This window comes from Micromonospora sp. NPDC005291, from assembly GCF_040607415.1.
Lineage (GTDB): Bacteria > Actinomycetota > Actinomycetes > Mycobacteriales > Micromonosporaceae > Micromonospora.
In genome coordinates, this window is sequence record NZ_JBEXGR010000035.1 from 13,546 (window position 1) to 38,562 (window position 25,017).

Genomic DNA, 25,017 nt, shown 5'->3' on the forward strand with positions numbered 1-25,017 from the left:
CCCCTCCGGCTATCAGGCGACACAACGACATTCACATGACAATCACCGGCATACGGCGATCGGGGTCAGCATGGAACTCAACGAGCGGGCCGAACTCGACACCTCCCAGGTCAACGACCGGGGCCGAGGCGGTGGGGCGGGCGGTGGCATGGGCATCCCGCTGCCCGGCGGCGGTGGTCGCGGCGGGCTGATCGGCATCGTGGTGGCCGTGCTGGTCGCGCTGCTGGGCGGCGGGTTCGGCCTGAACGCGATGACCAACGGCGACGAGGGCGGGCAGGCCGGCGGCACCGACCTGGAGCAGCTGTGCTCGCGTGACAACGCCCAGCGCTTCGACGACGTACGTTGCCGCAACCTGCTCTTCGTCAACAGCATCCAGGGCTACTGGGAGAAGGCGTACCCGGAGCTGGGCAAGGGCAAGTACGAGCCGACCGACACCAACTACTTCCAGGCCGCCGTGAACACCGGCTGTGGCCAGGCCGACTCGGGCGTCGGCCCGTTCTACTGCCCGGCCGACCGGCAGGTGTACATCGACCTGAGCTTCTACGACGAGCTGGCCTCCCGGTTCGGCGCCAAGGGCGAGTTCGCCCAGCCCTACGTGCTCGCCCACGAGTACGGCCACCACGTCCAGAACCTGCTCGGCACGAACGAGAAGGCCGGCCAGGGCGACCAGAGTGGCCCCCGCTCCGCGTCCGTCCGGCTGGAGTTGCAGGCCGACTGCTACGCCGGTGCCTGGGCCAAGCACGCCACCGAGAGCAAGGACAAGTCCGGCCAGGAGCCGCTCTTCACGTCAATCACCCAGACCGACATCAATGAGGCGCTCAAGGCCGCCGAGGCGATCGGCGACGACAGCATCCAGGAACGCTCCGGTGGACAGGTCAACCCCGACTCCTTCACCCACGGCACCTCCGCGCAGCGCCAGCGCTGGTTCCAGCAGGGCTTCAACGGCGGCGACCCAAAGACCTGCGACACCTTCGCCACCAACCAGCTCTAAGCCCCCTCACCCCCACCCCCACCCTCACCCTCACCCCCGTCAGCGTCGATCATGGAGTTGTGGTTCCCGGTTTAGGACGGTAAGCGGTCTTCGTCCACCACCACAACTCCATGATCGACGCGCCGGTCCGAGTCAGTCGGGCCGCGAGACTTGGTAGTGACCGATGAGCCAGGCGCCATTGGCACGCCGCACGATCACGCCGAGGTGGACGGTGAGCGTCGGCCGGTCGGTGAAGCCGAAGTCGACCTCCAGATAGCCGAGGACCAGGTCGTCGGCGAGCCGCCGGGTCTCCCGAAGGTCGTACGTGGCGGTCAGGCCGAGCGGCTGGGCGGCGTAGTACGCGGCGACACCCGCACGGCCGACCGTGTACGGGTGCAGGCCCTGGAAGATCGCGTCGTCGGTGAAGCACGACGCGACGCGATCCGGCTCATGGGCGTCGACCGCGGACCGCCACCGGTCGAGGACGGTACGCAGGATCTCGGCCTCGGCGCTGGACATGATGAACTCCCTGGTCTTCGTCGGTCTCGGCCAGAGACGGCGTGGATCCCGTCGGACGAGCCCTTCCGGAGCTACCCGGAGGGGTCAACGGGATGACGGCCCATTCTCCGAGCGCCGGTCCGACCATGTCCCAGGAATCCTTGATATGGCGCGCGGTCGTCCGTCCGCCGACACTGCCCGACCGGCAGCGCCCGAGGTCAGTCGGCCCGGTCGGGCGCCGGATCACGCAACCGGATCCATACCGCCCGGGCCCCGCCCACCGCGGCGACCAGCACCGCGTGCCGAGGCTCCGGCACATCGAGCAGCCGCTCGGCACGCAGCGGCACGAGCGGGGCCAACCGCCGGTCGGTGAGCACCGTGTCGACCGCCCGCCGATCACCGCCGCAGACCACCGCCGCGAGAGCCGCCGCCTCCGGCAACAGCAGCCGTACGGCCAGCTCCGCCGCGTCCCCCATCGCCGCCTTGGCCTGGTTGTCGCGCCGACGGGCGAACCTTTGTTGCGACCATCCCCCCGCGGCGGTGCGCCCCTGCACGTACTGGCGGTCCACCTTGGACACGACGAGGTCGGGGCCCTCGGCCACGCCCACTGCCACCGCGCCCTTGCGGGCCAGCAGCAGGCCGATCCGGCGGGGCGCGACGGCGGAGGCCACGAACCCGGCGACGTCGACGCTGGCCGGCGACCCGGGTGGGGCGTGCAGTTCGGCGGTGGACCCGTCGGGGGCGGCGAGCAGTAGCCCGTACCCCTGGACGGTCGTGGTGGGCGAGCCGTGCCGGTCGGCGAAGCCCTCGACCCAGCGGCCGATACGGGCCGGGTCGACCTCGACCCACCGGCCGCCCCCGGCTGCGGGTCGACTGGTCACCGCCCGACCGTACGGCACGGCCGGCCCGGCAGGGCGGTCGGGCGGGGCCGGCACGGCCGGTCGGCGGGCGGGGACCGCTCAGCCCGGGCGGGGCCGGCACGGCCAGTCGGACGGGCGGGGATCGCTCAGCCCGGCAGCAACGCGACCACCGCCAGCGCGGCGATGAGCGCGCTGGAGACCAGGCCGGTGACCAGCCGGCCGCGCGGTCCAGTCAGCGCCCGGCCGACCATCGTGCCGCCGCCGGCGATGAACAGCTGCCAGCTCGCCGACGCCAGGAACACACCGGCCACGAAGAACGCCGCGGAGCCCGCGTCCGTGTCGGCGGTGTCCCGACGGCCGAGCACCAGCGCGGCGAAGTAGAGCACCGTCATCGGGTTCAGCAGGGTCAACCCGAGCAACGCGGCGTAGGCCCGCCCCGGAGTGCTCAGACCTCGACCGACGGGTGCCGTGGGCGTCTGCCGCGAGCGGTGGGCGCGCCAGGTCCGCCACAGGCCATGCGCGGCGAGACCCAGCAGGACCACGGCGGCGACCACCCGCAGCGGCCCGGCGACCGGCGTGATGATCCCGACCAGACCGGCACCGCCGAGCACAGCGACCGCCGCGTAGAGCCCGTCGGCCGTCGCCACCGCGAGCGCCGCGGCCGCACCGACCCGGAACGAGGTACGGGCACTGAGCCCCAGGATGAGGATCGCGATCGCGCCGACGGGGATGGCGACACCGTAGCCGGCCACCAGGCCGGCGAGGAACGCTCCGCTCACGACGACGGACGGCGAATCGAGGCCACCCCGGGCACGGTGCGCTGTCGACGCGCGGCGGTGGCCGCGCGGACAGAAACCTGTTTCGGGTACGCCTCAGTCACCCCGTCATCCTGGCCGCCGAAGCCTCACCCCCGCCACCAGATTTCCCGCGCCTCGCGCCCCGCGCCCCGCGCCCCGCGCCCCGCGCCCCGCGCCCCGCGCCCCACGCCCCACGCCCCACGCCCCACGCCCCACGCCCCACGCCCCACGCCCCAAGATCGTGCTCGATCCAGGATGTAGTGGTCTCACCGACGCGCCGATGCCACTCGATCCTGGATCGAGCACGATCTTGGGCCGGGCCGGGCCGGGCCGGGGCGCGGCGCGGCGCGGCGGGAGCTGGCGGGGTCGCGCGGTTGCGGCCAGCAACGCCCCGGGCGCGGTCGTCGGCGTCGGGTAGAGGCGCCTCCGGGGAGTGGGCGCTGTCGGCGTATGACGGGGGCCGCGTCGACAGCGAGCCGAATCCGGCACGCGCAAACCCACCCCACTCGACGCCACCGCATGTCCCGCGTTTGCCCACGTCATGATCGGGGCCGACCAGGTCTTTTCAGGCGGGCAGCCGGGGGTGGCGACCGAGGTAGCAGAGCAGGACACTGACCTCGTCAGCCTCCGGAGCGGGGTCGATCGCCGGGGCGTACACGCCGTAGGCCCGCAGTGGCTCGACGATCTGCCGGGCGACCACCAGCAGGGGGCGGGCCAGGTCGTCGCCGAGCGGGGACGGTTGGCCGGTGGCCGTGGCGATGTCCCAGGCGTGCACTGCCGCGTCGAGGGCGCACGCGACGGCACCAACGTGGGCCGGCAGCTTGCCCTGGGGCAGCGGCGTGGGCACCTCCGGGTCGTCGTCGGCGACACCTGCCCAGGCGCGGGCGGACGCGTCGAGGGCGGCGCGCAGGCCGACCAGCTTGTCACCCTCGATCCGCCCAGAGGGCGCGAACGGATCCTCCGACGGCCCCGGCCCGCCGACGATCATTGCCGCGTAGCCGATCTGGTCGCCGGTCGCGTGCTGAAGCACCTGAGTGACCGTCCACCGCTCGCACGGGGTGGGCCGCTCCCAGGCGTCGGCCGGGACACCCTCGACGGCCGTCCGGAGCGCCTTGTGCGCCTCGTCGAGCACGGTCCGCCACTGTCCCGCTGCCATCTCGCTCATCGTCCTGACCTCTCCGCCGATCCCGTCAAGTTAGCGACTCCGCCCACTTGGGGAGCGGAATATTCCGCTCCGTTGCTCTGGGTCAGGCTAGCAGACCGGAACGATCCGTTCCACTACTGATCCAGGTTTTGCTCACCACGACATCGAGCGCGGCACCCAAACGGGCGCCGCGCTCGATGTCGGTGGATCGGAGTCGGGTCAGACGTTGAAGCCGAGGGAGCGGAGCTGGTCCCGGCCCTCATCGGTGATCTTGTCCGGGCCCCACGGCGGGAGCCAGACCCAGTTGATTCGGATGTCGTTGACCAGGCCGCCGCCCGGGCCGGTGGTCAGCGCCTGCCGGGTCTGGTCCTCGATCACGTCGGTCAGTGGGCAGGCCGCCGACGTGAGCGTCATGTCCAGGGTCGCGACGTTCTCGTCGTCGACGTGCACCCCGTACACCAGGCCCAGGTCGACCACGTTGATGCCGAGCTCCGGATCGACGACGTCCTTCATCGCCTCTTCGACGTCGGCGATCATGGCCTTGGTGACGCCGCCCGCCGGGGTGACGGCGTCGCCGGCACCCGGCGTCGCGGCACCGTCGGTCGTCACGGCGTCGGTCTGCGGCGCCGCGGTGGCGTCACCGGTCTCCGGCGTCGCCGCGGTAGCGGTGTTCTCGCTCATGCCGTCCCTCCGCTTAGCTTCGTGATGCCACGAGGCACCACCGTGTCATTCGCTCGCTGACGCACGCTCACGCCTTCACCTCCGGGCTCACGCCCACACCGGCGCGTGCCGCGGCGTCCTTGAACGCCATCCACGGCAGCAGCGCGCACTTGACCCGGGCGGGGTAGCGGGCCACACCCGCGAAAGCCACCCCGTCACCGAGCACGTCCTCGTCCGGCGTGACCTGGCCACGCCCGGACATCAACTCCACGAACGCCTCGTGCACCTCGAAAGCTTCCCCGGCGCCCCGACCGCGCAGCAACTCGTGCAACACGCTCGCCGAGGCCTGGCTGATCGAGCAACCCATCCCGTCGTACGAGATGTCGTGCAGCACGTCGCCGTTCGTGGCCACCCGGACGGTGACCTCGTCACCACAGGTCGGGTTGACGTGGTGCGCTTCCGCGACCCGGTCGCCCGAGTCGTCGGCGTCACGCAGGCCACGTCCATGTGGGCGCTTGTAGTGGTCCAGGATGATCTCCTGGTAGAGCTGGTCGAGCTGCATCAGTCGAACACCTTCCGCACCTGCTCCAGACCGGCCACCAGAGCATCGATCTCCTCGGTGGTGGTGTAGAGGTAGAACGAGGCCCGGGTCGTCGCCGGGACGCCGAACCGGTTGCACACCGGCTTGGCACAGTGGTGGCCCACCCGCACCTGCACGCCGAGCGAGTCGAGCACCTGACCCACGTCGTGCGGGTGCACGTCACCCAACGCGAACGAGATGGTGCCACCCCGGCCCACCGGCACGGTCGGGCCGAAGATCCGCAGGTCCGGCACCGAGCCGAGGGCTTCCAGCGCGTACGCCGTCAGCTCCTTCTCGTGCCACTGGATGGCCCGCATCCCGATCCCGGTGAGGTAGTCCACCGCCGCTCCGAGCGCGACCGCCTCGGCGATCGGCGGGGTGCCCGCCTCGAATCGGGCCGGCGGCGCGGCGAACGTCGACCGGGCCATGGTGACCGTCTCGATCATCGAGCCGCCCCCGAAGACCGGCGGCATGGCCGCCAGCAGCTCGCCCCGGCCCCAGAGCACACCGATGCCGGTCGGGCCGCACATCTTGTGCCCGGTGAAGACGATGTAGTCGGCGTCGAGATCGACCACGTCGATGGGCAGGTGCGGCACCGACTGCGAGCAGTCCAGCAGCAGCAGCGCGCCCACCTCACGGACCCGCGCGGTGATCCGCGAGGTGGCGTTGATCGTGCCGAGGATGTTCGACATGTGCACCAGCGAAACGATCTTCGTCCGCTCGGTGACCAGGTCGTCCAGCCCGGACTCGTCGAGCCGGCCCTGATCGGTGACCGGGAACCAGCGCAGGGTCGCGCCGGTCCGCTCGCAGAGCAGCTGCCACGGGACGATGTTCGAGTGGTGCTCCATCTCGGAGATCACCACCTCGTCGCCCGGGCCCAGCCGGAACCGCGGGTCGGCGTCCGGACGCAGCGAGGCGTTGGAGAACGCGTACGCCACGATGTTGATCGCCTCGGTGGAGTTCTTGGTGAACACCACCTCGCCGGGGCTCGGCGCGTTGATGAACGCGGCGATCTTGGCCCGCGCCCCCTCGTACGCCTCGGTGGCCTCGGTGCCCAGGGTGTGCACGGAGCGCGACACGTTGGCGTTGTGCAGCGCGTAGTGCTCCCCCAGCACGTCGAGCACCTGGCGGGGTTTGTGCGAGGTGTTGGCGCTGTCAAGGTAGACCAGCGGGTGCCCGTTGATCTCCCGATCCAGGATCGGGAAGTCGGCGCGCACCCGGGCCACGTCGAAACGCGGCACGTCGTCGTACTGCGGCATCCCTGGTGGGATCGCGATGCTGGTCATCTCGGCAGCGCCTCTCTCGCTCAGGCCTGGGCCGTGCCGGCCCCGGCGGCGTACCGCTCGTAGCCCTCGGCCTCGAGCTTGTCGGCCAGCTCCGGGCCGCCCTGCTCGACGATCCGGCCGGCCACGAAGACGTGGACGAAGTCCGGCTTGATGTAGCGCAGGATCCGCGTGTAGTGGGTGATCAGCAGTACGCCGGTGTCGCCGTTGTCGCGGACCCGGTTGACGCCCTCGCTGACCACGCGCAGCGCGTCCACGTCGAGGCCGGAGTCGGTCTCGTCGAGGATCGCGATCTTCGGCTTGAGCAGCTCCAGCTGGACGATCTCGTGCCGCTTCTTCTCACCGCCGGAGAAGCCCTCGTTGACGTTGCGCTGGGCGAACGCCGGGTCCATCTGGAGGCGCTCCATGGCGCCGCGCAGCTCGCCGCCCCAGGTACGCAGCTTCGGCGCCTCGCCGTCGATGGCGGTCTTCGCGGTCCGCAGGAAGTTGGCCACCGAGACGCCGGGCACCTCGACCGGATACTGCATGGCCAGGAAGAGGCCGGCGCGAGCGCGCTCGTCGACCGTCATGGCCAGCACGTCCTCGCCGTCGAGGGTCACCGTGCCGCCGGTGATCTCGTACTTGGGATGACCGGCGATCGAGTACGCCAGGGTGGACTTGCCGGAGCCGTTCGGGCCCATGATCGCGTGGGTCTCACCGGAGCGGACGGTCAGGTCGACGCCCGACAGGATCGGCTTGAGCTCACCCTCGGGCAGCTTGACCGACACCTTCAGGTCGCGGATCTCCAGGGTGCTCATTATCGGGTCACTCCATTACTCGGCGTCAGGCTGAGGTAGATGTCGCCGTCGCGGACGTCGACGGGGTAGACGGGTACGGGTTCGGTGGCCGGCAGCCCGGTGGGCTGCCCGGTGCGCAGGTCGAAGCGCGAGCCGTGCAACCAGCACTCCAGCGTGCAGCCGTCGACCTCACCCTCGGAGAGGGCGACCGAGGCGTGCGAGCACTCGTCGTACGCGGCGTAGAAGTTGCCGTCCTCGCCGTGCACCAGGGCGATCGGAGTGCCGTCGACATCCGCGCTGATCGCGGTGCCCTTCGGCACGTCCTCGGCGGAGCAGATTCGGATCATCAGGCGCCCGCCTTGGTCAGCCGGGCCTCGATCGCGTCGCCGAGGCGCTCGCGCAGCGACTCCACCGGGATCTTGTTGATCAGCTCGGCGAAGAAGCCGCGGACCACCAGGCGACGGGCTTCGCTCTCCGGGATACCCCGGGCCATCAGGTAGAACAGCTGCTCGTCGTCGAAGCGGCCGGTCGCGCTGGCGTGGCCGGCGCCGGCGATCTCGCCGGTCTCGATCTCGAGATTGGGTACGGAGTCCGCCCGCGCGCCGTCGGTGAGCAGCAGGTTCCGGTTGATCTCGTACGAGTCGGTGCCGGTCGCCTCGGCCCGGATCAGCACGTCGCCCACCCAGACGGTGTGGGCGTCCGCGCCCTGCAGCGCGCCCCGGTAGCCGACGTAGCTGCGGCAGTCCGGAACGCTGTGGTCGACCAACTGCCGGTGCTCCAGGTGCTGGCCGGAGTCGGCGAAGTAGACGCCGTACAGCTCGGCCTCGCCACCCCGGCCGGTGTATTCCACGCTGGTGAACTGCCGGACGAGGTCACCGCCGAGGCTGACCTGGACGTGCGTCACCCGGGCGTCCCGACCCAGCTTGATCTTGAGGTGCTGTGCCTGCACCGCGTCGTCGGCCCAGTCCGCGACGGTGACCAGGGTCAGCTTCGCCCCGTCGGCCACGGAGACCTCGACGTTGTCGGCCAGGGTCACCGAGCCGACGTGCTCCAGCACCAGGGTCACCTCGGCGAACCGGCCCACCTCGACGAAGGTGTGCCCGAAGGCCACACCCTCGGCGCCCTCGCCGACCACCCGCAGGCTCACCGGCCCACCCACCACGACGTCGCTGGCCACGGTGAGCAGCAGCGCCTGGCCGGCGCCGCCGTACGCGAGCGCGCTGACCCGGTCGACCGGGGTGAGCACGCTGCCCACCCGCCGGTCGTCGGTGCTGATCCGCTCCACGGCCACGCCCTCGGGCAGGTCGGCGTACTCGTGCCGGACCGTGCCGGTGGCGGCCTGCGGCTCACCGGCGAGGCCGCGCAGCCGCTTGAGCGGGGTGAAACGCCAGTCCTCCTCCAGGCCGGTGAGGGCCGGGAAGTCGGCGACGTCGTACGAGCGCAGCGCCTGCGACTTGGTGCTGGGCGGCGCGGAAGCCTGGGTAGTCATTTCTTCCTTGGTCTGTTCTGCGACGACAGTGTCTGGTGCTCGGTCGGCGGGGCGGGCGGCGTCAGCCGACCGCGCCCTCCATCTGGAGCTCGATCAGCCGGTTGAGCTCCAGGGCGTACTCCATCGGGAGTTCCTTGGCGACCGGCTCGATGAAGCCGCGCACGATCATGGCCATCGCCTCGTCCTCGCTCAGGCCCCGGCTCATCAGGTAGAAGAGCTGGTCGTCACTGATCTTGGAGACGGTCGCCTCGTGCCCCATCGACACGTCGTCCTCACGGATGTCGACGTACGGGTAGGTGTCCGAGCGGGAGATGGTGTCGACCAGCAGCGCGTCGCACTTGACCGTGCTCCGGCTGTGGTGCGAACCCTCCAGCACCTGCACCAGACCCCGGTACGAGGTGCGGCCGCCGCCCCGGGCGATCGACTTCGACACGATGGTCGAGGAGGTGTGCGGCGCGGCGTGCACCATCTTGGCGCCGGCGTCCTGGTGCTGACCCTCGCCGGCCATCGCCACCGAGAGCACCTCGCCCTTGGCGTGCTCGCCGGTCATGTAGACCGCCGGGTACTTCATGGTGACCTTGGAGCCGATGTTGCCGTCGACCCACTCCATGGTCGCGCCCTCGTGGCAGACGGCGCGCTTGGTGACCAGGTTGTAGACGTTGTTCGACCAGTTCTGGATGGTCGTGTAGCGGCAGCGCGCGTTCTTCTTGACGATGATCTCCACGACCGCGCTGTGCAGCGAGTCGGAGGAGTAGAGCGGCGCAGTGCAGCCCTCGACGTAGTGCACGTACGCACCCTCGTCGACGATGATCAGCGTCCGCTCGAACTGGCCCATGTTCTCCGTGTTGATCCGGAAGTAGGCCTGCAGCGGGATGTCCACGCGCACGCCCTTCGGCACGTAGATGAACGAGCCGCCGGACCACACGGAGGTGTTCAGAGCGGCGAACTTGTTGTCGCCGACCGGGATCACCGTGCCGAAGTACTCCTTGAAGACATCCTCGTGCTCGCGCAGCGCGGTGTCGGTGTCCAGGAAGAGGACGCCCTGCTCCTCAAGGTCCTCACGGATCTTGTGGTAGACGACCTCGGACTCGTACTGCGCCGCGACACCGGCGACCAACCGCTGCTTCTCCGCCTCCGGGATGCCCAGCCGGTCGTAGGTGTTCTTGATGTCCTCGGGCAGGTCCTCCCAGCTGGTGGCCTGCTTCTCGGTCGAGCGCACGAAGTACTTGATGTTGTCGAAGTCGATCCCGGTGAGGTCCGCGCCCCAGGCCGGCATCGGCTTACGGCCGAACAGCCGGAGGCCCTTGAGTCGCAGGTCGAGCATCCACGCCGGCTCGTTCTTCTTGGCCGAGATGTCCCGCACCACCGCCTCGTTGATGCCGCGCTGGGCAACCGCCCCGGCGGCGTCCGGGTCGGACCAGCCGTACTCGTAGCGACCCAGGGCTGCGAGCTGCTCTTCCTGGGTCAGGGGCTGGACGATCTGCTCGGTCATCTATCTGTCCTCACAGTGGTGACGGGATTACCTGATTGGGCGCGTACCTGCTGGGCCGGGATGTGCGTGGTGCACACCCCGTCGCCGTGCGCGATGGTGGCCAGGCGCTGCACGTGGGTGCCGACCAGACGGGAGATCACCGCGGTCTCGGCCTCGCACAGCTGGGGAAACTCGCCGGCGACGTGCGCCACCGGGCAGTGGTGCTGGCAGAGCTGACCGCCGGACGCGCTCGTGGTCGCGTTGGCAGCGTAACCCTCGGCGGTGAGCGCGTCGGCGAGTGCCTCCGCACGCGCGAGGGGATCGTCGCCGGCGTCCTCCATGGCGGCCCGACAGCGGGACTCCAGGGCGGCGACCTGCTCGGTGGCGAACGCCTCGACCGCCTCCGCGCCGCCGCTGCGGGCGATCCAGCGCAACGCGGCGGTGGCCATGTTGTCGTAGTGGTGGGTGCCACAGCGGATCCGGGCCGCCTCGGTCAGCAGGAACACCTTGGCCGGACGCCCCCGACCGCGACTGCCCTGCACGGTCTGCTCACGGGCGAACACGTCACCCTCGGCGAGCATCGCGTCCAGGTGCCGACGGATCGCCGCCGGGCTGAGCCCGAGCGCCGAACCGAGCTGCGCAGCGGTGGTGGCCCCCCGCTCCAGCAGCAGCTGGGTGACCCGGTCCCGGGTGGAGACCTCGGCCGCCGCAGCGCCGCCGAGCGCGGGCGACGTGGGCACGACGGGCGCGGACGCGGACGCACCGACGGCCGGAACGGCCGTCGGCTGGTGCCCGGAGAGCGCCGCCGCGTTTTTCACAACGCCAACGTTACGTAATTACCCGGAGGGTCGCAAACCCAGGCCCCGGTGATCCGAACCACCGAGCCGATGGAGTCGGACGAACCTCGATCACTACGGTGCGTAGGATTTGCGCCGTGAACCGAATCGCCCGTCCGGTCTCCGGCACCCTGCTGCGCCGTCTCGCGCTCACCTCGATCATCGCGAACGTGGGCATCGTCGTCACCGGTGGGGCCGTCCGGTTGACCGCCTCGGGCCTCGGTTGCCCCACCTGGCCCCGGTGCACCGACGATTCATACGTCACCACTCCCGAGATGGGCGTCTACGGGGTGATCGAGTTCGGCAACCGCATGCTGACCTTCGCGGTGGGCCTCATCGCGCTGGCCACCCTGCTGGCCGTGTTGGCACACCGGCCACGCCGGCCCGGGCTGCTGGCGCTCGCTGTCGCGGTCTTCCTGGGCATCCCCGCCCAGGCGGTGCTCGGTGGCATCACCGTGCTCACCAACCTCAACCCGTGGGTGGTCGGGCTGCACTTCCTCGCCTCGATGGCCGTGATCGCCGCCGCGTACGCCCTTTGGCGACGCATCAGCGACCCGGACGGCCCGACCGTGGCCGTGGTGCCCGCGCCTCTGCGCGTGCTGGCCCGGGTCACCACCGGCGTCAGCGTCGTGGTGCTGGTCGTCGGCACCTGGGTCACCGGCAGTGGTCCGCACGCCGGCGACCACGGCGCGGCCCGCAACGGACTGGACCCGGAGTCGATCTCACAGGTGCACGCCGACAGCGTCTTCCTGCTGATCGGCCTCTCGGTGGCGCTGATCTTCGCATTCCGCGCCGTCGGAGCCGAGCGGGCCACCCGTGCCGCGATCGTCCTGGTCGCCGTGGAGCTGGGTCAGGGTCTGATCGGCTTCGTGCAGTACTTCACCCACGTGCCGGCGATCCTGGTCGGCGCGCACATGCTCGGCTCCTGCCTGGTCCTGCTGGCCACCCTGTCGGTGCAGTGGTCGACCCGCGAGCGCCGCCCCGTCACCCCCACGCTCCAGGCGACCATTCCCACCGACGCAGAGGCCGTCCCGGTCACCGCCTGACCTCACGGGGCCGCCGCGCCCCGCGCCCCGCGCCCCGCGCCCCGCGCCCCGCGCCCCGCGCCCCGCGCCCCGCGCCCCGCGCCCCGCGCCGAAGATCGTGCTCGATCCAGGATGTAGTGGTCTCACCGACGCGCCGATGCCACTCGATCCTGGATCGAGCACGATCTTGACCGCCGACCCCTTCGCCGCGACCGGCGAACTAAAGATCCGCGCAACTTCAGGGGAAAGTGTGGCCTCGTGAAGGGCTGAGACCACTACTTCAGTGAAGTTGCGCGGATCTTTAGTTCGGCGAACGACTACCGGCGGGTCCGGACACCTCTAGGCGGGTCAGCGAGCCGGCCGGACGCCTTGGCGTGCATCTTGGGGGCGGGCCCCTTGGACGGTCAGCTGCGGCGGCCCAGCAGGGTGGTGATGGCGGCGGCGAGACGGTCGGGGGCTCCGTCCGCGTACCCGATGAAGAGCGACGGCTCGGTCAGCTCCAGCTCGACCAGGACCGGCTCGCCGTCCGGGCCGGGGATCAGGTCGACCCGGGCGTAGAGCAGACGCCGCGTGCCGCCAGGCACCGCGGCGAGGGTCTTCTCGGCCACGGCCAGCTGTTCGGGTCGGGCGGTGCGGGCGGTGATCTCCCCGGACTTTAAGAGCCCGTCCGGGCCCAGGTCCGGCCCGGTCAGAATCGGGCCCTTGCGGATCGCGTGGCTGAATGCGAGCCCGTCCGGGCCGGCCATGAAGAGCAGTGCCGTCTCACCCTCGGTGTCGACGGCGCCCAGGTACGGCTGGACCATGGTCACCCGGCCGGCGTCGGAGAGCCGGCGGACGTGTGCCTCGGCCAGGTCCCGGTGCTCCGGGTCGGCCATGTCATACCGACCGGTGTCCTGACTGCCGGCGCTGACCGCGGGCTTGAGCACGTACTCGCCGGTCTCGGCGGGCAGCTGCCAGCTCTCCCCCGGCTCGACCCAGGACGTCGGCACGGTCGGCACCTCGGCGGCGCTCAGCTCGGCGAGGTAGCGCTTGTCGGTGTTCCAACGCACCACGTCGGCCGGATTGACGAGCGCTGGGACGGTGGCCGCCCAGGCGACGAACTCGTCGCGGCGCAGCGCGTAGTCCCATGGTGAGCGGAGCACGACCAGGTCGTAGGAGGACCAGTCGACGTCGGGGTCGTCCCAGATGGCGGTCTCGACGGCGACGCCACGGGCGGTGAGTGGGGCGACGACCAGCCGGTCGTCCGGGTCGAGATCGACCAGTTCGGCACAGGTGACGAGAGCGACCCGGGGTTCCCCCCGGGTCGGCTGCTGGTGGGTGGTCAATTCAGGTGTCTTATCTCAGCGGGCCATCGTGCGCCGGGCCATCGACCGCCAGAGGTCGTTGCTCGGACGCATCTGGTCCATCAGTTCACGCTCCCAGGCGTTCTCGACGGTGACTCCCGCCTTGGCGCACGCCTCCCGGGCGGTGACGGTGTCGTCGGCGAACTGGTCGCCCCACTCACCGTCGGAACCCACGAGGACGATCCGCGCGCCACGCTTGCCGACGTACTCGATGACCGCCTTCGCGCCGCCGTGTCCGGCTGCGAACGCTCTGAGGCCCGCGACCAGGCCGTGGGGCGCCTGCTCGCCGGCGGTCTGCTCGGCCGTCAGCGTCGTATCGGAACCATCTGCCATGACGCGAAGCCTAAGCAGACTTGCACCCCCTGGGGCGAGAACCCTGAACCTTTTGTGATGCCAATTACCTCCAGGTTTAAGGAACACCACAGGTTTGCTGTCCGTTTTTATCCGGACTTTTCAGCTTGAAACCCCTCGGCAAATCAGGGCCTAGGTGCCGCAGGTTGAGCCGATCCGACTCATGCTGAAAGTTACTCTGATGTGACATTAAACCCGGACAACTCATCCATGGCCGTGATTAGTCAGGAGATCATCGGCACCGGCGACGGTTCACAGACGGGCAGTGCCGGGGCGTGGCGGGTGCGCGGGTGACGGTTGGCGCGTCAGATCAACGCGTCGAGCGCGACGGCCATGAACACGATCGTCAGGTACGTCGTCGACCAGTGGAACAGCCGCATCGGCTTGACCGCCTCGCCGCGCGTCGCGCGCCGGCAGAGTCGGTGCGCCTCGACCACGAAGATGGCGCCCACCACCAGGGTCGGCACCCCGTAGATCGCGCTGAGCCCCAGCGGCCAGACAGCCAGGGAGGTGAGCACGGTGAGCCACGCGAAGATCAGGATCTCGGCGTTCACCCGACGGGTCGAGGCCACCACTGGCAGCATCGGAATACCGGCCCGCGCGTAGTCGTCCTTGTACTTCATGGCGAGGGGGTAGAAGTGCGGCATCTGCCAGAAGAAGACCACCGCGAAGAGCCCCCAGGCGGCAGGCGCCAGCGAGCCCGTCACCGCCGCCCACCCGATCAGCACCGGGGCCGCCCCGCAGGCGCCGCCCCAGAAGGTGTTCGTCGGGGTGGACCGCTTGAGCCACAGGGTGTAGACGAGGTCGTAGTAGAGGATCGCCGCGAGCGTCAGCCCGGCGGCCAGCAGGTTGGTGAACGCTGCCATCAGAGCGACCGACACCGCCGCCAGCACCAGACCGAAGATCAGAGCGCTACGGGGCGACACGGTGTGCGCCGGCAGCGGTCGACGCTTGGTACGCCTCATCAACTGGTCGATGTCCCGGTCGATGTAGCAGTTGAGCACGCTGGCCGCGCCTGCGGCGAGGGAGCCACCGATCAGCACGACGGCCATCAGCCACAGCGACGGGAGCCCGCCCTCGGCGAGCATCATCGCCGGGATGGTGGTGACCAGCAGCAGCTCGACGATCCGCGGCTTGGTGAGCGACACATACGCCGAGAGGACCGCGCGCACGTCCCGCCGCGCCACCGGACTCTCAGCCGCCCGTGCCGGCTGCTGCCCGGCTGGGTTGCTCGCGGGGCGCTCGGTGATCATGCTCACGGATTGCCACCTTCCGGCATCGGCACGGGGAGATCGGATCGGCGGCGCCCGCTCGGGTCCGCACACCGAGTCACACACTACGCGTCGTCGTTTTGGCTGCCCGGCCGACCCGACAACGGTGCGAGCCGTCACACCACCGGGTTGAACGAATCAGCCTCAGCCCCGTATTGCACAGCATGCAGAGATCCCCGGGCGCGCGTTTAGGCACGCTCGATAGGGTCATCAGTGAGGGTTCCGCCCATCTGCCGAGGAGCACAACCATCGTGGCTGCCAAACGACCCGAGCACTCCGCACTGAACTGGTCCGACCTCGATCGCCGGGCCGTCGATACCGTCCGCGTGCTGGCCATGGACGCCGTGGAGAAATCCGGCAACGGTCACCCGGGCACCGCGATGAGCCTCGCGCCCGCGGCCTACCTCCTCTTCAACCGCGTCATGCGGCACAACCCGGCCGACCCGAACTGGCCCGGTCGGGACCGGTTCGTCCTCTCCGCCGGGCACTCCAGCCTGACTCTCTACATCCAGCTGTTCCTGTCCGGTTACCCGCTGAGCCTGTCCGACCTGCAGTCGCTGCGGCAGTGGGGTTCGCTCACTCCGGGTCACCCCGAGCACGGGCACACCCCGGGCGTGGAGACCACCACCGGCCCGCTCGGGCAGGGCCTGGGCAACGCGGTCGGCATGGCCATGGCGGCCCGCCGCGAGCGCGGCCTGTTCGACCCCGAGGCAGAGCCCGGCGCGTCGGTCTTCGACCACGACATCTGGTGCATCGTCTCCGACGGCGACATCGAGGAGGGCATCAGCCACGAGGTCAGCTCCCTCGCCGGGCACCAGCAGCTGGGCAACCTCACGGTGATCTACGACGACAACGAGATCTCGATCGAGGACGACACCCGGATCGCCAAGAGCGAGGACGTGGCAGCCCGCTACGAGGCGTACGGCTGGCATGTGCAGACCGTCGACTGGCGGAGCGGCGACGCCGACCAGGGCGACTACCACGAGGATGCCGAGGCGCTGCACCGGGCGCTGTTGGCCGCCAAGGCCGAGACGGGTCGTCCCTCCTTCATCGCGCTGCGCACCATCATCGGCTGGCCCGCCCCCAACAAGCAGAACACCGGCAAGATCCACGGTTCGGCGCTCGGCGCGGACGAGGTGAAGGCCACCAAGCAGATCCTGGGCTTCGACCCGGAGCAGACCTTCCAGGTCGACGAGGAGGTGCTCGCCCACGCCCGGGGCGTGATGGGTCGCGGCTCCGACGCGGAGCAGGAGTGGACCACCGCGTTCGACGCCTGGAAGAAGGCCAACCCGGAGCGCACCGCGCTCTACGAGCGGATGGCCGGCCGGGTGCTCCCCGACGGCTGGGCCGACGCGCTGCCGGTCTTCCCCGCCGACGCCAAGGGCGTGGCCACCCGGGCCGCCTCCGGCAAGGTGCTGGAGGCCCTCGCGCCGGTGCTGCCGGAGCTGTGGGGTGGTTCGGCCGACCTGGCCGAGAGCAACAACACCACCATGAAGGGCGAGCCGTCGTTCATCCCGGCCGCGCACGCGACCAAGGACTTCCCCGGTCACGAGTACGGCCGCACGCTGCACTTCGGCATCCGTGAGCACGCCATGGGCGCGATCCTCAACGGCATCGCCCTGCACGGCGGCACCCGCCCGTACGGCGGCACGTTCCTGGTGTTCAGCGACTACATGCGCCCGTCTGTCCGGCTTGCCGCGCTGATGAAGCTTCCGGTGACCTACGTCTGGACGCACGACTCGATCGGCCTCGGCGAGGACGGCCCGACCCACCAGCCGGTGGAGCACCTGACCGCGCTGCGCGCCATCCCGGGCCTGGACGTAGTCCGCCCGGCGGACGCCAACGAGACCGCCTGGGCCTGGCGCCTGGCTCTGGAGCACACCGACCGGCCCACCGCGCTGGCGCTGAGCCGTCAGCCGCTGCCGACCCTGGACCGGGACGTGCTGGGCGGCGCGGACGGCGTGGCCAAGGGTGGCTACGTGCTGGCCGAGGCGTCCAACGGCAAGCCGCAGGTGATCATCGTTGGCACCGGTTCCGAGGTGCAGCTCTGCCTGACCGCGCGGGACCGGCTGGAGGCCGACGGCACCCCGACCCGGGTCGTCTCGATGCCCTGCCAGGAGTGGTTCTACGAGCAGGATGAGGCGTATCGGGAGTCGGTGCTGCCGCGCGGGGTAAAGGCACGGGTGAGCGTGGAGGCGGGCATCGGAATGTCGTGGCGTGGCGTCGTCGGCGACCTCGGCGAGAGCGTCAGCCTGGAGCACTACGGGGCGAGCGCCCCGCACACCGTGCTCTTCGAGCAGTTCGGCTTCACCCCCGACCGGATCGTGGCGGCGGCGCACGCCTCGCTGGCCCGGGTCGGCGACATCACCGGTTTCACGACCGGCAACTGAGGGAGCGTGGACGGCATGACGGACAAGCTGAACGAACTCACCGCCGCGGGCGTGGCGGTCTGGCTCGACGATCTTTCCCGGGTCCGACTGAGCTCCGGCGGGCTGGACCAGCTTCGCCGCGAGAAGCACGTAGCCGGAGTCACCACCAACCCGACGATCTTCGCCAAGGCGCTGAGCGACGCCGACGAGTACAACTGGCAGCTGCGTGACCTCGCCACCCGTGGGGTGGAGGTCGAGGAGTCGGTGCGCATGCTCACCACGTACGACGTGCGGTGGGCCTGCGACGTGATGCGTCCGTCGTACGACGGGAGCGCGGGTGTCGACGGTCGGGTCTCCATCGAGGTGGATCCCCGACTGGCGCACGACAGCGACAAGACCGTGGCCGAGGCCAAGGCCCTGTGGTGGCTGGTCGACCGCCCCAACCTCTTCATCAAGATTCCCGCGACCGAGGCGGGCCTCCCGGCGATCACCGCCACCCTGGCCGAGGGGATCAGCGTCAACGTGACGCTGATCTTCGGTCTGGACCGCTACTCGGCGGTGATGGAGGCGTTCCTCGCCGGCCTGGAGCAGGCCAAGGCCAACGGCCACGACCTGTCCACCATCGGCTCGGTCGCGTCGTTCTTCGTCTCCCGCGTCGACTCCGAGGTCGACAAGAGGCTGGAGAAGGTCGGCTCCGAGCAGGCCAAGGCCCTGAAGGGCAAGGCCGCGGTCGCCAACGCCCAGCTGGCGTACGAGCGCTACACCAAGGTGTTCTCCTCCGACCGCTGGAAGGCGCTCGCCGACGCGGGCGCGCACCCGCAGCGGCCGCTGTGGGCGTCCACCTCGACGAAGAACCCGGACTACCGCGACGTCATCTACGTCGAGGAGCTGATCGCCCCCGGCACGGTCAACACCATGCCGGAGGCGGTCATCCACGCGTACGCCGATCACGGCGAGACCCGCGGCGACACCATCACCGGCGCCTACGACGCGGCCCGCAAGGTCTTCGCGGACCTGGAGTCGGTCGGGGTGGACATGGACGACGTGATCGCCACTCTGGAGCGCGAGGGCGTGGAGAAGTTCGAGGCCAGCTGGCAGGAGCTGCTCGACGGCGTCCGCAAGTCGCTGAAGGCTGCGGCCAGCGGCAAGGGCGCGCCGAACAAGGCCGCCAAGGGCAACGCGAAGGCCGCCGAGAAGGCCGGTGGTAACGCATGAGCGACCTGTTGGATGGGCCGGTGGAGGCCGCTGCCGGGCTCGCCGTGTACGGCGCGGACGCGGTCGACAAGTCCGCGCCGGCCTCGACCCGCGACGCGCTGGTCAAGGCCGGCGTCCCGGGCAAGCTGGCGGCCAAGGACGCGAGCCTGTGGGGCCCGGACGCCGAGGCCGAGGCGAAGACGCGGCTCGGCTGGGTGGACACCCACCAGCGCAGCCGCGAGCTGCTGGTGCAGCTGGCCGAGCTGACCGCGGAGCTGGCCGATCTGGACCACGTGGTGCTCGCCGGTATGGGCGGTTCGTCGTTGGCCCCCGAGGTGATCACGCGGACTCTGGGTCGCCCGCTGACCGTGCTGGACACCACCGACCCGGGCCAGGTCCGGGCCGCGCTCGGTGACCGGCTGGAGCGCACCGTGGTTGTCGTGGCCAGCAAGTCCGGATCGACGGTGGAGACCGACAGCCACCGACGCGCCTACTGGCAGGCGTTCCTGGACGCCGGCATGACCGAGGCGGAGGCCGGCCGGCACTTCGTCATCGTCACCGACCCGGGTTCGCCGCTGGAGACCACCGCGACCGAGATGGGCGCGTTCACCGTGCTCGCCGACCCGAACGTGGGCGGCCGGTACTCGGCACTGACCGCGTTCGGCCTGGTGCCCTCGGCGCTGGCCGGGGTCGAGGTCGCGGAACTGCTCGACCAGGCCGACGCGCTGGCCGCGTCGCTCGCCGGGGACCGGGACAATCCGGCGCTGGCGCTGGGCGCCGCCCTGGGCGCCGCCGCCACGCTGGCCCGGGACAAGGTCGCCCTGGTCTCCGACGGCACCGGCATCGACGGGCTCGGCGACTGGGCTGAGCAGCTGATCGCCGAGTCGACCGGCAAGGCCGGGGTGGGCATCCTCCCGGTGGTCGTGGAGTCCCCGCAGAGCCCCGGCGCCTCCGGGTCGGACGTGCTGACCGTCAGCTACGGCGGCGCGCTGGCCCCCGGTGACGTGCCGGGCGGCGGCGCCGCCCCGGACGTGGCCGTCAACGGCCCGCTGGGTGCGCAGTTCCTGGCCTGGGAGTACGCCACCGCGGTGGCCGGCGTGGTGCTCGGCATCGACCCGTTCAACCAGCCGAACGTCACCGAGTCCAAGGAGAACACCAACAAGATCCTGGCCTCGGGTCTGCCGGCGGAGACGCCGTCGTTCACCGAGGGCGCGATCGAGGTGTACGCCCCGCAGGGCGCTCCCGATGACCTGGCCGGGGTGCTGCGCTGGCTGCTCGACGGGCTGGGTGACGACGGTTACCTCGCGGTGATGGCGTACCTCGACCGCTCTGCCGACGCCGACGCGGCCCGACTGCGGCCGCTGCTGGCCCAGGCGGGCGGGCGCCCGGTCACCTTCGGCTGGGGGCCACGGTTCCTGCACTCGACGGGCCAGTACCACAAGGGCGGCCCACAGGTGGGCAGCTACCTCCAGGTGACCGGCGCGGTCGCCGAGGACCTGGAGGTGCCGGGCAAGCCGTACACCTTCGGTGAGTTGCAGGCGGCGCAGGCCGCCGGCGACCGGCAGGCCCTCGCCGGTCGGGAGCGGCCGGTGCTGCGGCTGCATCTGACCGACCGTGCCGCCGGCGTCGCCCAACTGCTCGACGCGGTCGGTGAGCTGCGAGCGTGAGGATGGACGACGTGACGCAAGCCGAGCGAGGAAGCAGCGTGAGCGCCAACCGGGAGGCCTCGGTGAACCCGCTGCGCGACCCGCAGGACCGCCGGTTGCCCCGGATCCCGGAGCCGTGCGCTCTGGTGATCTTCGGGGTGACCGGCGACCTGGCCCGCAAGAAGCTGCTCCCCGCGGTCTACGACCTGGCCAACCGGGGGCTGCTGCCGCCCGGCTTCGTGGTGCTCGGCTTCGCACGCCGCGACTGGGGTGACGGTGACTTCGAGACGTTGGCCTGCGAGGCTGCCCGCAAGCACGCCCGTACCCCCTGGCGGGACGAGGTGTGGGCGCGGCTGGCCGGCAACATCAAGTTCGTCGGTGGGTCGTTCGACGACGACGCCGCCTTCGATCACCTCGCCACCACGCTGGACGAGCTGCGGCAGACCCACGGCATCACCGGCAACGCGGCGTTCTACTTCTCCATCCCCCCGGCCGCGTTCCCCGTCGTACTCAAGCAGCTGGCCCGCACCGGAATGGCCGACAACGACAAGTCCGGCGGGTGGCGTCGCGTCGTGGTGGAGAAGCCGTTCGGCAACGACCTGCCCTCGGCGAAGGCGCTCAACGACCTCGTCGACGACGTGTTCACCCGGCAGGACGTCTTCCGGATCGACCACTACCTGGGCAAGGAAACGGTCCAGAACATCCTCGCCCTGCGGTTCGCCAACAACCTGTTCGAGCCCCTGTGGAACTCCAAGTACGTCGACTCGGTGCAGATCACCATGGCCGAGGACGTCGGCATCGGCACCCGCGCCGGTTTCTACGACACCGTCGGCACCGCCCGCGACGTCCTGCAGAACCACCTCCTTCAACTTCTCGCCCTGGTGGCGATGGAGGAGCCGACCAGCTTCGACGCCGACGAGATCCGGGCCGAGAAGCTGAAGGTGCTCAAGGCGATCACCCTGCCCAAGGACGTGGCCCGGGACACCGTACGCGGCCAGTACCTGCCCGGCTGGGTGGGCGGCGAACGCGCGGTCGGCTACCTGGAGGAGCAGGACGTCCCCACCGACTCCACCACCGAGACGTACGTGGCGGTGCGGCTGGGCATCCAGAACCGCCGCTGGGCCGAGGTGCCGTTCTACATCCGGGCCGGCAAGCGACTGCCCCGGCGGGTCACCGAGGTCGCCATCATGTTCAAGAAGGCGCCGCACCTGCCGTTCAACGACGCCGACATGGAGTCGCTGGGCAACAACCAGTTGGTCATCCGGGTGCAGCCGGACGAGGGCGTGGTGCTCAAGTTCGGCTCGAAGGTGCCAGGCACGACGATGGAGGTCCGCGACATCGCGATGGACTTCCAGTACGGCGAGGCGTTCACCGAGTCCAGCCCGGAGGCGTACGAGCGACTGGTGCTGGACGTGTTGATCGGCGACCGCACGCTGTTCCCGGACGCGGCCGAGGTCGAGCAGAGCTGGCAGGTGATCGACCCGCTGGAGCACGCCTGGGCGGGCACCACGCCGGAGAAGTACCGCTCCGGCGAGTGGGGGCCCCGGGCCTCCGACGAGATGCTGGCCCGCGAGGGCCGCGCATGGCGACGCGCGTGAACGAGCGCGTGTCGCAGACCAGGAGGCTCCAGTGATCGGGCTGTGGGACACCACCGGCAACGAGGTGGTCAAGGCGCTCGCCGCTGAGCGGCGCAGCGCCGGCGGGGTGGCCAGCGGCATGGCGCTCACCCTCATCGTGGTCGTGGATGAGAAGCGGGTCCGTGAGGCGGAGGCGGCGGCGACGATAGCCGCCGCCGCCCACCCGTGCCGGCTGGTGGTGGTGGTTCGCTCCGAGATCGAGCGGGACCGCAACCGACTGGACGCGGAGATCGTGGTCGGTGGCCGGCTCGGCCCGTGCGAGGCGGTGGTCACCCGGATGTATGGGCGGCTGGCCCTGCACGCCGAGTCGGTCGTGATGCCGCTGCTCGTTCCGGACGTGCCGGTGGTCACCTGGTGGCACGGCGAGCCGCCGGCGGAGATCGCCACCGATTTCCTCGGTGTGGTCGCCGACCGGAGGATCACCGACTCGGCGCAGGCCGCCGACCCGGTGGAGGCGCTGCGGCAGCGTGCCCGGGACTACGCACCGGGCGACACGGACCTCGCGTGGACCCGGATCACCCCGTGGCGGACCCTGGTCGCCGGGGCGTTCGACACCACCGAGGAGCGGGTCACCGAGGCGACCGTCGTCGCGCCGCCCACCGACCCGACGGCGACGCTGATGGTCGGTTGGCTGGCCAGCCGGCTCGGCATCACGCCCCGCCGGGTGGACAGCACCGAGTTCCCGCGAATGCGGGAGGTGCAGCTGACCTGCGCCAACGGCGACCAGCTGACGCTGACCCGCGAGGACAGCATGGCGGTGTTCCGGCGGACCGGCCAGGACGACCGGGCCCTGCCGCTGGTCCGCCGACCGCTCGGTGACGAGCTGGCCGAGGAGCTGCGCCGCCTGGATGCCGATCAGGTGTACGCGGAGGCGTTGGGCGCGACGGTCGGGCTGCGAGGGCTGGAGCAGCGTCTCGCGCAGCGGGTGCACGTCTGGAAGGATCCGGCCACCGCGCGGCGCGCCGAGGCCGGGGTCACCGCGCACAGCGGCACGAGCGGCGAGGGCTGAGCCCGACGCCGGTGCAGGACAGCGGGGCAGGGCCAATTTCGGACCCTGCCCCGGCACCTCCGGGGCACCCCGCCCCGCCACCTCCGGGCGTACCGGCCCGGGTACGACGCGACAGCGACCGCCGTGCGGTCGGGAAACGAAGGCGCATTCCATGAGTGAGGCGAGTGTCGCCGTCCACGCCGACGCCGACCTGCTGGCGCAGGCTGTGGCAGCCCGGTTGTTGGTGAAGCTGCTCGACGCCCAGGCCGACCGGGGCGAGGCCTCGGTGGTGCTCACCGGTGGTCGGATCGCCGCGGCCGTGTACCGGGCGGTGGCGACGCTGCCGGCCCGCGACGCGGTGGACTGGTCCCGGGTCGACGTGTGGTGGGGCGACGAGCGGTTCCTGCCCGCCGGTGATCCGGAGCGCAACGAGACCCAGGCCCGCGCCGCCCTGCTGGACGTGGTGCCGCTGAACCCGGCCAGGGTGCACCCGATGCCGGCCTCCGACGGCCCGGCCGGCAACGACCCCGAGGCGGGCGCAGCCGCGTACGCGGAGGAGTTGGCCCGTGCCGCCCGGCCCGGGCACGCCACGCTGCCGCACTTCGACGTGTTGATGCTGGGCGTCGGCGAGGACGGGCACGTGGCCTCGGTCTTCCCCGAGCACCCGGTGCACTACGAGACCCGGCCGGTCAGCGCGGTGCGGGGCAGCCCCAAGCCGCCGCCGATGCGGACCACGCTCACCCTGCCGGCGATCAACACCGCCGAGGAGGTCTGGCTGGTGGCCGGTGGCGCCGACAAGGCCCGCGCGGTGGGTATGGCGTTGGCCGGCGCCGGGCCGGTGCAGTTGCCGGCCGCCGGGGTGCACGGCGTGGGCCGCACCCGCTGGCTGCTGGACCGGGCGGCGGCAGCCGACGTACCCGTCCGCCTCCGCAGCCTCCGCCAACTGAACTGAACGTAGGGGCCTCTTGTCAACGCCTGGCGTTGATGAGGGGCCTTCCTTTCACTCGCCCCTGCGGCGGCGTAGCGCGGCGAGCGCCTCGGCCAGCAGCGCCTCCCCCTCCTCGGCGGTACGGCGCTCCTTCACGTACGCCAGGTGGCTCTTGTACGGCTCGGCGCGGACCCGGCCGGGTGGGTTCTGCTCGTCCCGGCCCGCGGGCAGGCCGCAGCGGGGGCAGTCCCACAGGGGCGGCGCCTCGACGTCCGCGGCGATCCGGATGTCGATCCGGTGCTCGTTGCGGCACCAGTAGGTCACGTCCTGTCGGGGGACGGGTTGGTGCCGCCCGTCCGGGCGCATGGGCGCGGACCCGACACGGGCGCCGCGGATAACGTTGCCACTCGGCACGGCTGCTCGCTCCTGTCGTCGGAGGGGACCCGCCGTCTTCAGGGGTGGGCGGCGGGCGACGCGGTGCAGCGGAGAAAAGCCTGCGCGCGGCCCGTCGGGTGACGGACCGCGCGCAGATTGTACGACTTGATGAGCTGCTCAGGTGCCGCTGTTCATCTGGAGGCGCAGCCAGAGCCCGAGCCCGACGATGGCAGCGAACCAGACGACGCTCACCAGAACGGTGTATCGGTCCAGGTTTTTCTCCGCCACCGAGGAGCCTGCGAGGCTGGAGCTGACGCCACCGCCGAACATGCTCGACAGACCGCCGCCCTTGCCACGGTGCAGCAGGATAAGCATGGTGAGCAGAATGCTCGTGATGACCAGCAACACGATCAACGTGTATGCGAACCAGATCGGCATGGCTGGGGTCAGTCCTCTCGTAGCGATCCTCGCCCGGTCTGATCGGGCACGGTGGCACCGACCGGCGGACGGGCGGTGTCAAGGATAC

Annotated in this window: 25 protein-coding genes; 8 read left to right on the forward strand and 17 right to left on the reverse strand. The window is 70.8% G+C overall.

The window, feature by feature from the left end:
• Nucleotides 1-70 precede the first annotated feature (70 nt).
• Complete coding sequence (locus ABZT18_RS30160) at nt 71-991, forward strand: neutral zinc metallopeptidase (protein ID WP_355253059.1); 921 nt, start codon at nt 71-73, stop codon at nt 989-991.
• A gap of 132 nt (nt 992-1,123) precedes the next feature.
• Here the strand turns inward: ABZT18_RS30160 and ABZT18_RS30165 are convergent, their stop codons facing one another.
• From ABZT18_RS30165 to ABZT18_RS30220, 12 genes are all read right to left on the reverse strand, one after another.
• Nucleotides 1,124-1,489, reverse strand: a complete 366-nt coding sequence (locus ABZT18_RS30165; protein WP_354997257.1) for an SgcJ/EcaC family oxidoreductase — start codon at nt 1,487-1,489, stop codon at nt 1,124-1,126.
• Nucleotides 1,490-1,686: 197 nt separating this feature from the next.
• The gene (locus tag ABZT18_RS30170; protein ID WP_355253062.1) at nt 1,687-2,349 is read right to left on the reverse strand and encodes an acVLRF1 family peptidyl-tRNA hydrolase; all 663 of its coding nucleotides are present in this window, start codon (nt 2,347-2,349) and stop codon (nt 1,687-1,689) included.
• 125 nt (nt 2,350-2,474) lie between these two features.
• Complete coding sequence (locus ABZT18_RS30175) at nt 2,475-3,107, reverse strand: LysE family transporter (RefSeq protein ID WP_355253065.1); 633 nt, start codon at nt 3,105-3,107, stop codon at nt 2,475-2,477.
• A gap of 583 nt (nt 3,108-3,690) precedes the next feature.
• Nucleotides 3,691-4,290, reverse strand: coding sequence for a TIGR03086 family metal-binding protein (locus ABZT18_RS30180; RefSeq protein ID WP_354997254.1), 600 nt, complete (start codon nt 4,288-4,290; stop codon nt 3,691-3,693).
• A gap of 198 nt (nt 4,291-4,488) precedes the next feature.
• Nucleotides 4,489-4,950 (reverse strand): metal-sulfur cluster assembly factor, encoded by a 462-nt coding sequence (locus tag ABZT18_RS30185; RefSeq protein ID WP_354997253.1) that lies wholly within the window; start codon nt 4,948-4,950, stop codon nt 4,489-4,491.
• Nucleotides 4,951-5,017: 67 nt separating this feature from the next.
• The gene (gene sufU, locus ABZT18_RS30190) at nt 5,018-5,491 is read right to left on the reverse strand and encodes a Fe-S cluster assembly sulfur transfer protein SufU (protein ID WP_354997252.1); all 474 of its coding nucleotides are present in this window, start codon (nt 5,489-5,491) and stop codon (nt 5,018-5,020) included.
• Nucleotides 5,491-6,795 carry a cysteine desulfurase gene (locus ABZT18_RS30195; RefSeq protein WP_354997251.1) on the reverse strand — a complete coding sequence of 435 codons (1,305 nt, stop codon included), beginning with the start codon at nt 6,793-6,795 and terminating at the stop codon, nt 5,491-5,493. Before ABZT18_RS30195 ends, sufU begins: the two co-directional genes overlap by 1 nt.
• Nucleotides 6,796-6,815: 20 nt before the next feature.
• Nucleotides 6,816-7,589 (reverse strand): Fe-S cluster assembly ATPase SufC, encoded by a 774-nt coding sequence (sufC, locus tag ABZT18_RS30200; RefSeq protein ID WP_354997250.1) that lies wholly within the window; start codon nt 7,587-7,589, stop codon nt 6,816-6,818.
• Complete coding sequence (locus tag ABZT18_RS30205; protein ID WP_354997249.1) at nt 7,589-7,915, reverse strand: non-heme iron oxygenase ferredoxin subunit; 327 nt, start codon at nt 7,913-7,915, stop codon at nt 7,589-7,591. The genes sufC and ABZT18_RS30205 overlap by 1 nt, the downstream gene beginning before the upstream one ends.
• A complete protein-coding gene (gene sufD / locus ABZT18_RS30210) occupies nt 7,915-9,057 on the reverse strand; it encodes a Fe-S cluster assembly protein SufD (RefSeq protein ID WP_354997248.1) in 1,143 nt (380 codons plus the stop codon). The genes ABZT18_RS30205 and sufD overlap by 1 nt, the downstream gene beginning before the upstream one ends.
• A gap of 61 nt (nt 9,058-9,118) precedes the next feature.
• Entirely contained in the window at nt 9,119-10,549 is a 1,431-nt protein-coding gene (sufB, locus tag ABZT18_RS30215) for a Fe-S cluster assembly protein SufB (RefSeq protein ID WP_354997247.1), read from the reverse strand.
• Complete coding sequence (locus tag ABZT18_RS30220; protein WP_354997309.1) at nt 10,546-11,268, reverse strand: ArsR family transcriptional regulator; 723 nt, start codon at nt 11,266-11,268, stop codon at nt 10,546-10,548. Before ABZT18_RS30220 ends, sufB begins: the two co-directional genes overlap by 4 nt.
• A 176-nt stretch (nt 11,269-11,444) precedes the next feature.
• Here ABZT18_RS30220 and ABZT18_RS30225 point away from each other — a divergent pair, with 176 nt between their 5' ends.
• Entirely contained in the window at nt 11,445-12,410 is a 966-nt protein-coding gene (locus ABZT18_RS30225) for a COX15/CtaA family protein (protein WP_354997246.1), read from the forward strand.
• Between the two features lie 383 nt (nt 12,411-12,793).
• On the opposite strand, the gene ABZT18_RS30230 is transcribed toward ABZT18_RS30225, so the two are convergent.
• The 3 genes from ABZT18_RS30230 to ABZT18_RS30240 form a co-directional block, all read right to left on the reverse strand.
• Complete coding sequence (locus ABZT18_RS30230) at nt 12,794-13,714, reverse strand: hypothetical protein (RefSeq protein WP_354994703.1); 921 nt, start codon at nt 13,712-13,714, stop codon at nt 12,794-12,796.
• A gap of 15 nt (nt 13,715-13,729) precedes the next feature.
• Nucleotides 13,730-14,065: a hypothetical protein gene (locus tag ABZT18_RS30235; protein ID WP_354994704.1), complete on the reverse strand. Its 336-nt coding sequence runs from the start codon at nt 14,063-14,065 to the stop codon at nt 13,730-13,732.
• Between the two features lie 323 nt (nt 14,066-14,388).
• On the reverse strand, nt 14,389-15,342 hold the full coding sequence (locus tag ABZT18_RS30240; protein ID WP_354994705.1) for a heme o synthase: 954 nt from the start codon (nt 15,340-15,342) through the stop codon (nt 14,389-14,391).
• Nucleotides 15,343-15,605: 263 nt separating this feature from the next.
• On the opposite strand from ABZT18_RS30240, the gene tkt reads away from it, so the two are divergent.
• From tkt to pgl, 6 genes are all read left to right on the forward strand, one after another.
• Nucleotides 15,606-17,744: a transketolase gene (tkt, locus tag ABZT18_RS30245; protein ID WP_354994706.1), complete on the forward strand. Its 2,139-nt coding sequence runs from the start codon at nt 15,606-15,608 to the stop codon at nt 17,742-17,744.
• 15 nt (nt 17,745-17,759) lie between these two features.
• Nucleotides 17,760-18,938 carry a transaldolase gene (gene tal, locus ABZT18_RS30250; protein ID WP_354994707.1) on the forward strand — a complete coding sequence of 393 codons (1,179 nt, stop codon included), beginning with the start codon at nt 17,760-17,762 and terminating at the stop codon, nt 18,936-18,938.
• Nucleotides 18,935-20,584: a glucose-6-phosphate isomerase gene (locus tag ABZT18_RS30255; protein ID WP_354994708.1), complete on the forward strand. Its 1,650-nt coding sequence runs from the start codon at nt 18,935-18,937 to the stop codon at nt 20,582-20,584. Before tal ends, ABZT18_RS30255 begins: the two co-directional genes overlap by 4 nt.
• A 62-nt stretch (nt 20,585-20,646) precedes the next feature.
• On the forward strand, nt 20,647-22,161 hold the full coding sequence (gene zwf, locus ABZT18_RS30260) for a glucose-6-phosphate dehydrogenase (RefSeq protein ID WP_354994967.1): 1,515 nt from the start codon (nt 20,647-20,649) through the stop codon (nt 22,159-22,161).
• A gap of 31 nt (nt 22,162-22,192) precedes the next feature.
• Nucleotides 22,193-23,209: a glucose-6-phosphate dehydrogenase assembly protein OpcA gene (locus ABZT18_RS30265; protein WP_354994709.1), complete on the forward strand. Its 1,017-nt coding sequence runs from the start codon at nt 22,193-22,195 to the stop codon at nt 23,207-23,209.
• A gap of 151 nt (nt 23,210-23,360) precedes the next feature.
• Nucleotides 23,361-24,140, forward strand: a complete 780-nt coding sequence (pgl, locus tag ABZT18_RS30270) for a 6-phosphogluconolactonase (protein WP_355253069.1) — start codon at nt 23,361-23,363, stop codon at nt 24,138-24,140.
• Between the two features lie 48 nt (nt 24,141-24,188).
• On the opposite strand, the gene ABZT18_RS30275 is transcribed toward pgl, so the two are convergent.
• Together ABZT18_RS30275 and secG are read right to left on the reverse strand one after the other, a co-directional pair.
• Entirely contained in the window at nt 24,189-24,530 is a 342-nt protein-coding gene (locus ABZT18_RS30275) for an RNA polymerase-binding protein RbpA (protein WP_355253072.1), read from the reverse strand.
• Between the two features lie 138 nt (nt 24,531-24,668).
• Nucleotides 24,669-24,929: a preprotein translocase subunit SecG gene (gene secG / locus ABZT18_RS30280; RefSeq protein WP_354994712.1), complete on the reverse strand. Its 261-nt coding sequence runs from the start codon at nt 24,927-24,929 to the stop codon at nt 24,669-24,671.
• Nucleotides 24,930-25,017: the final 88 nt, after the last annotated feature.

Excerpts from the sequence above, each read along its gene's own strand:
- ABZT18_RS30160 (WP_355253059.1), top strand. The coding sequence starts at position 71 with ATGGAACTCAACGAGCGGGCCGAACTCGACACCTCCCAGGTCAACGAC.
- ABZT18_RS30165 (WP_354997257.1), bottom strand. The coding sequence starts at position 1,489 with ATGTCCAGCGCCGAGGCCGAGATCCTGCGTACCGTCCTCGACCGGTGG.
- ABZT18_RS30180 (WP_354997254.1), bottom strand. The coding sequence starts at position 4,290 with ATGAGCGAGATGGCAGCGGGACAGTGGCGGACCGTGCTCGACGAGGCG.
- ABZT18_RS30185 (WP_354997253.1), bottom strand. The coding sequence starts at position 4,950 with ATGAGCGAGAACACCGCTACCGCGGCGACGCCGGAGACCGGTGACGCC.
- sufU (WP_354997252.1), bottom strand. The coding sequence starts at position 5,491 with ATGCAGCTCGACCAGCTCTACCAGGAGATCATCCTGGACCACTACAAG.
- ABZT18_RS30195 (WP_354997251.1), bottom strand. The coding sequence starts at position 6,795 with ATGACCAGCATCGCGATCCCACCAGGGATGCCGCAGTACGACGACGTG.
- sufC (WP_354997250.1), bottom strand. The coding sequence starts at position 7,589 with ATGAGCACCCTGGAGATCCGCGACCTGAAGGTGTCGGTCAAGCTGCCC.
- ABZT18_RS30205 (WP_354997249.1), bottom strand. The coding sequence starts at position 7,915 with ATGATCCGAATCTGCTCCGCCGAGGACGTGCCGAAGGGCACCGCGATC.
- sufD (WP_354997248.1), bottom strand. The coding sequence starts at position 9,057 with ATGACTACCCAGGCTTCCGCGCCGCCCAGCACCAAGTCGCAGGCGCTG.
- sufB (WP_354997247.1), bottom strand. The coding sequence starts at position 10,549 with ATGACCGAGCAGATCGTCCAGCCCCTGACCCAGGAAGAGCAGCTCGCA.
- ABZT18_RS30235 (WP_354994704.1), bottom strand. The coding sequence starts at position 14,065 with ATGGCAGATGGTTCCGATACGACGCTGACGGCCGAGCAGACCGCCGGC.
- tal (WP_354994707.1), top strand. The coding sequence starts at position 17,760 with ATGACGGACAAGCTGAACGAACTCACCGCCGCGGGCGTGGCGGTCTGG.
- ABZT18_RS30255 (WP_354994708.1), top strand. The coding sequence starts at position 18,935 with ATGAGCGACCTGTTGGATGGGCCGGTGGAGGCCGCTGCCGGGCTCGCC.
- pgl (WP_355253069.1), top strand. The coding sequence starts at position 23,361 with ATGAGTGAGGCGAGTGTCGCCGTCCACGCCGACGCCGACCTGCTGGCG.
- secG (WP_354994712.1), bottom strand. The coding sequence starts at position 24,929 with ATGCCGATCTGGTTCGCATACACGTTGATCGTGTTGCTGGTCATCACG.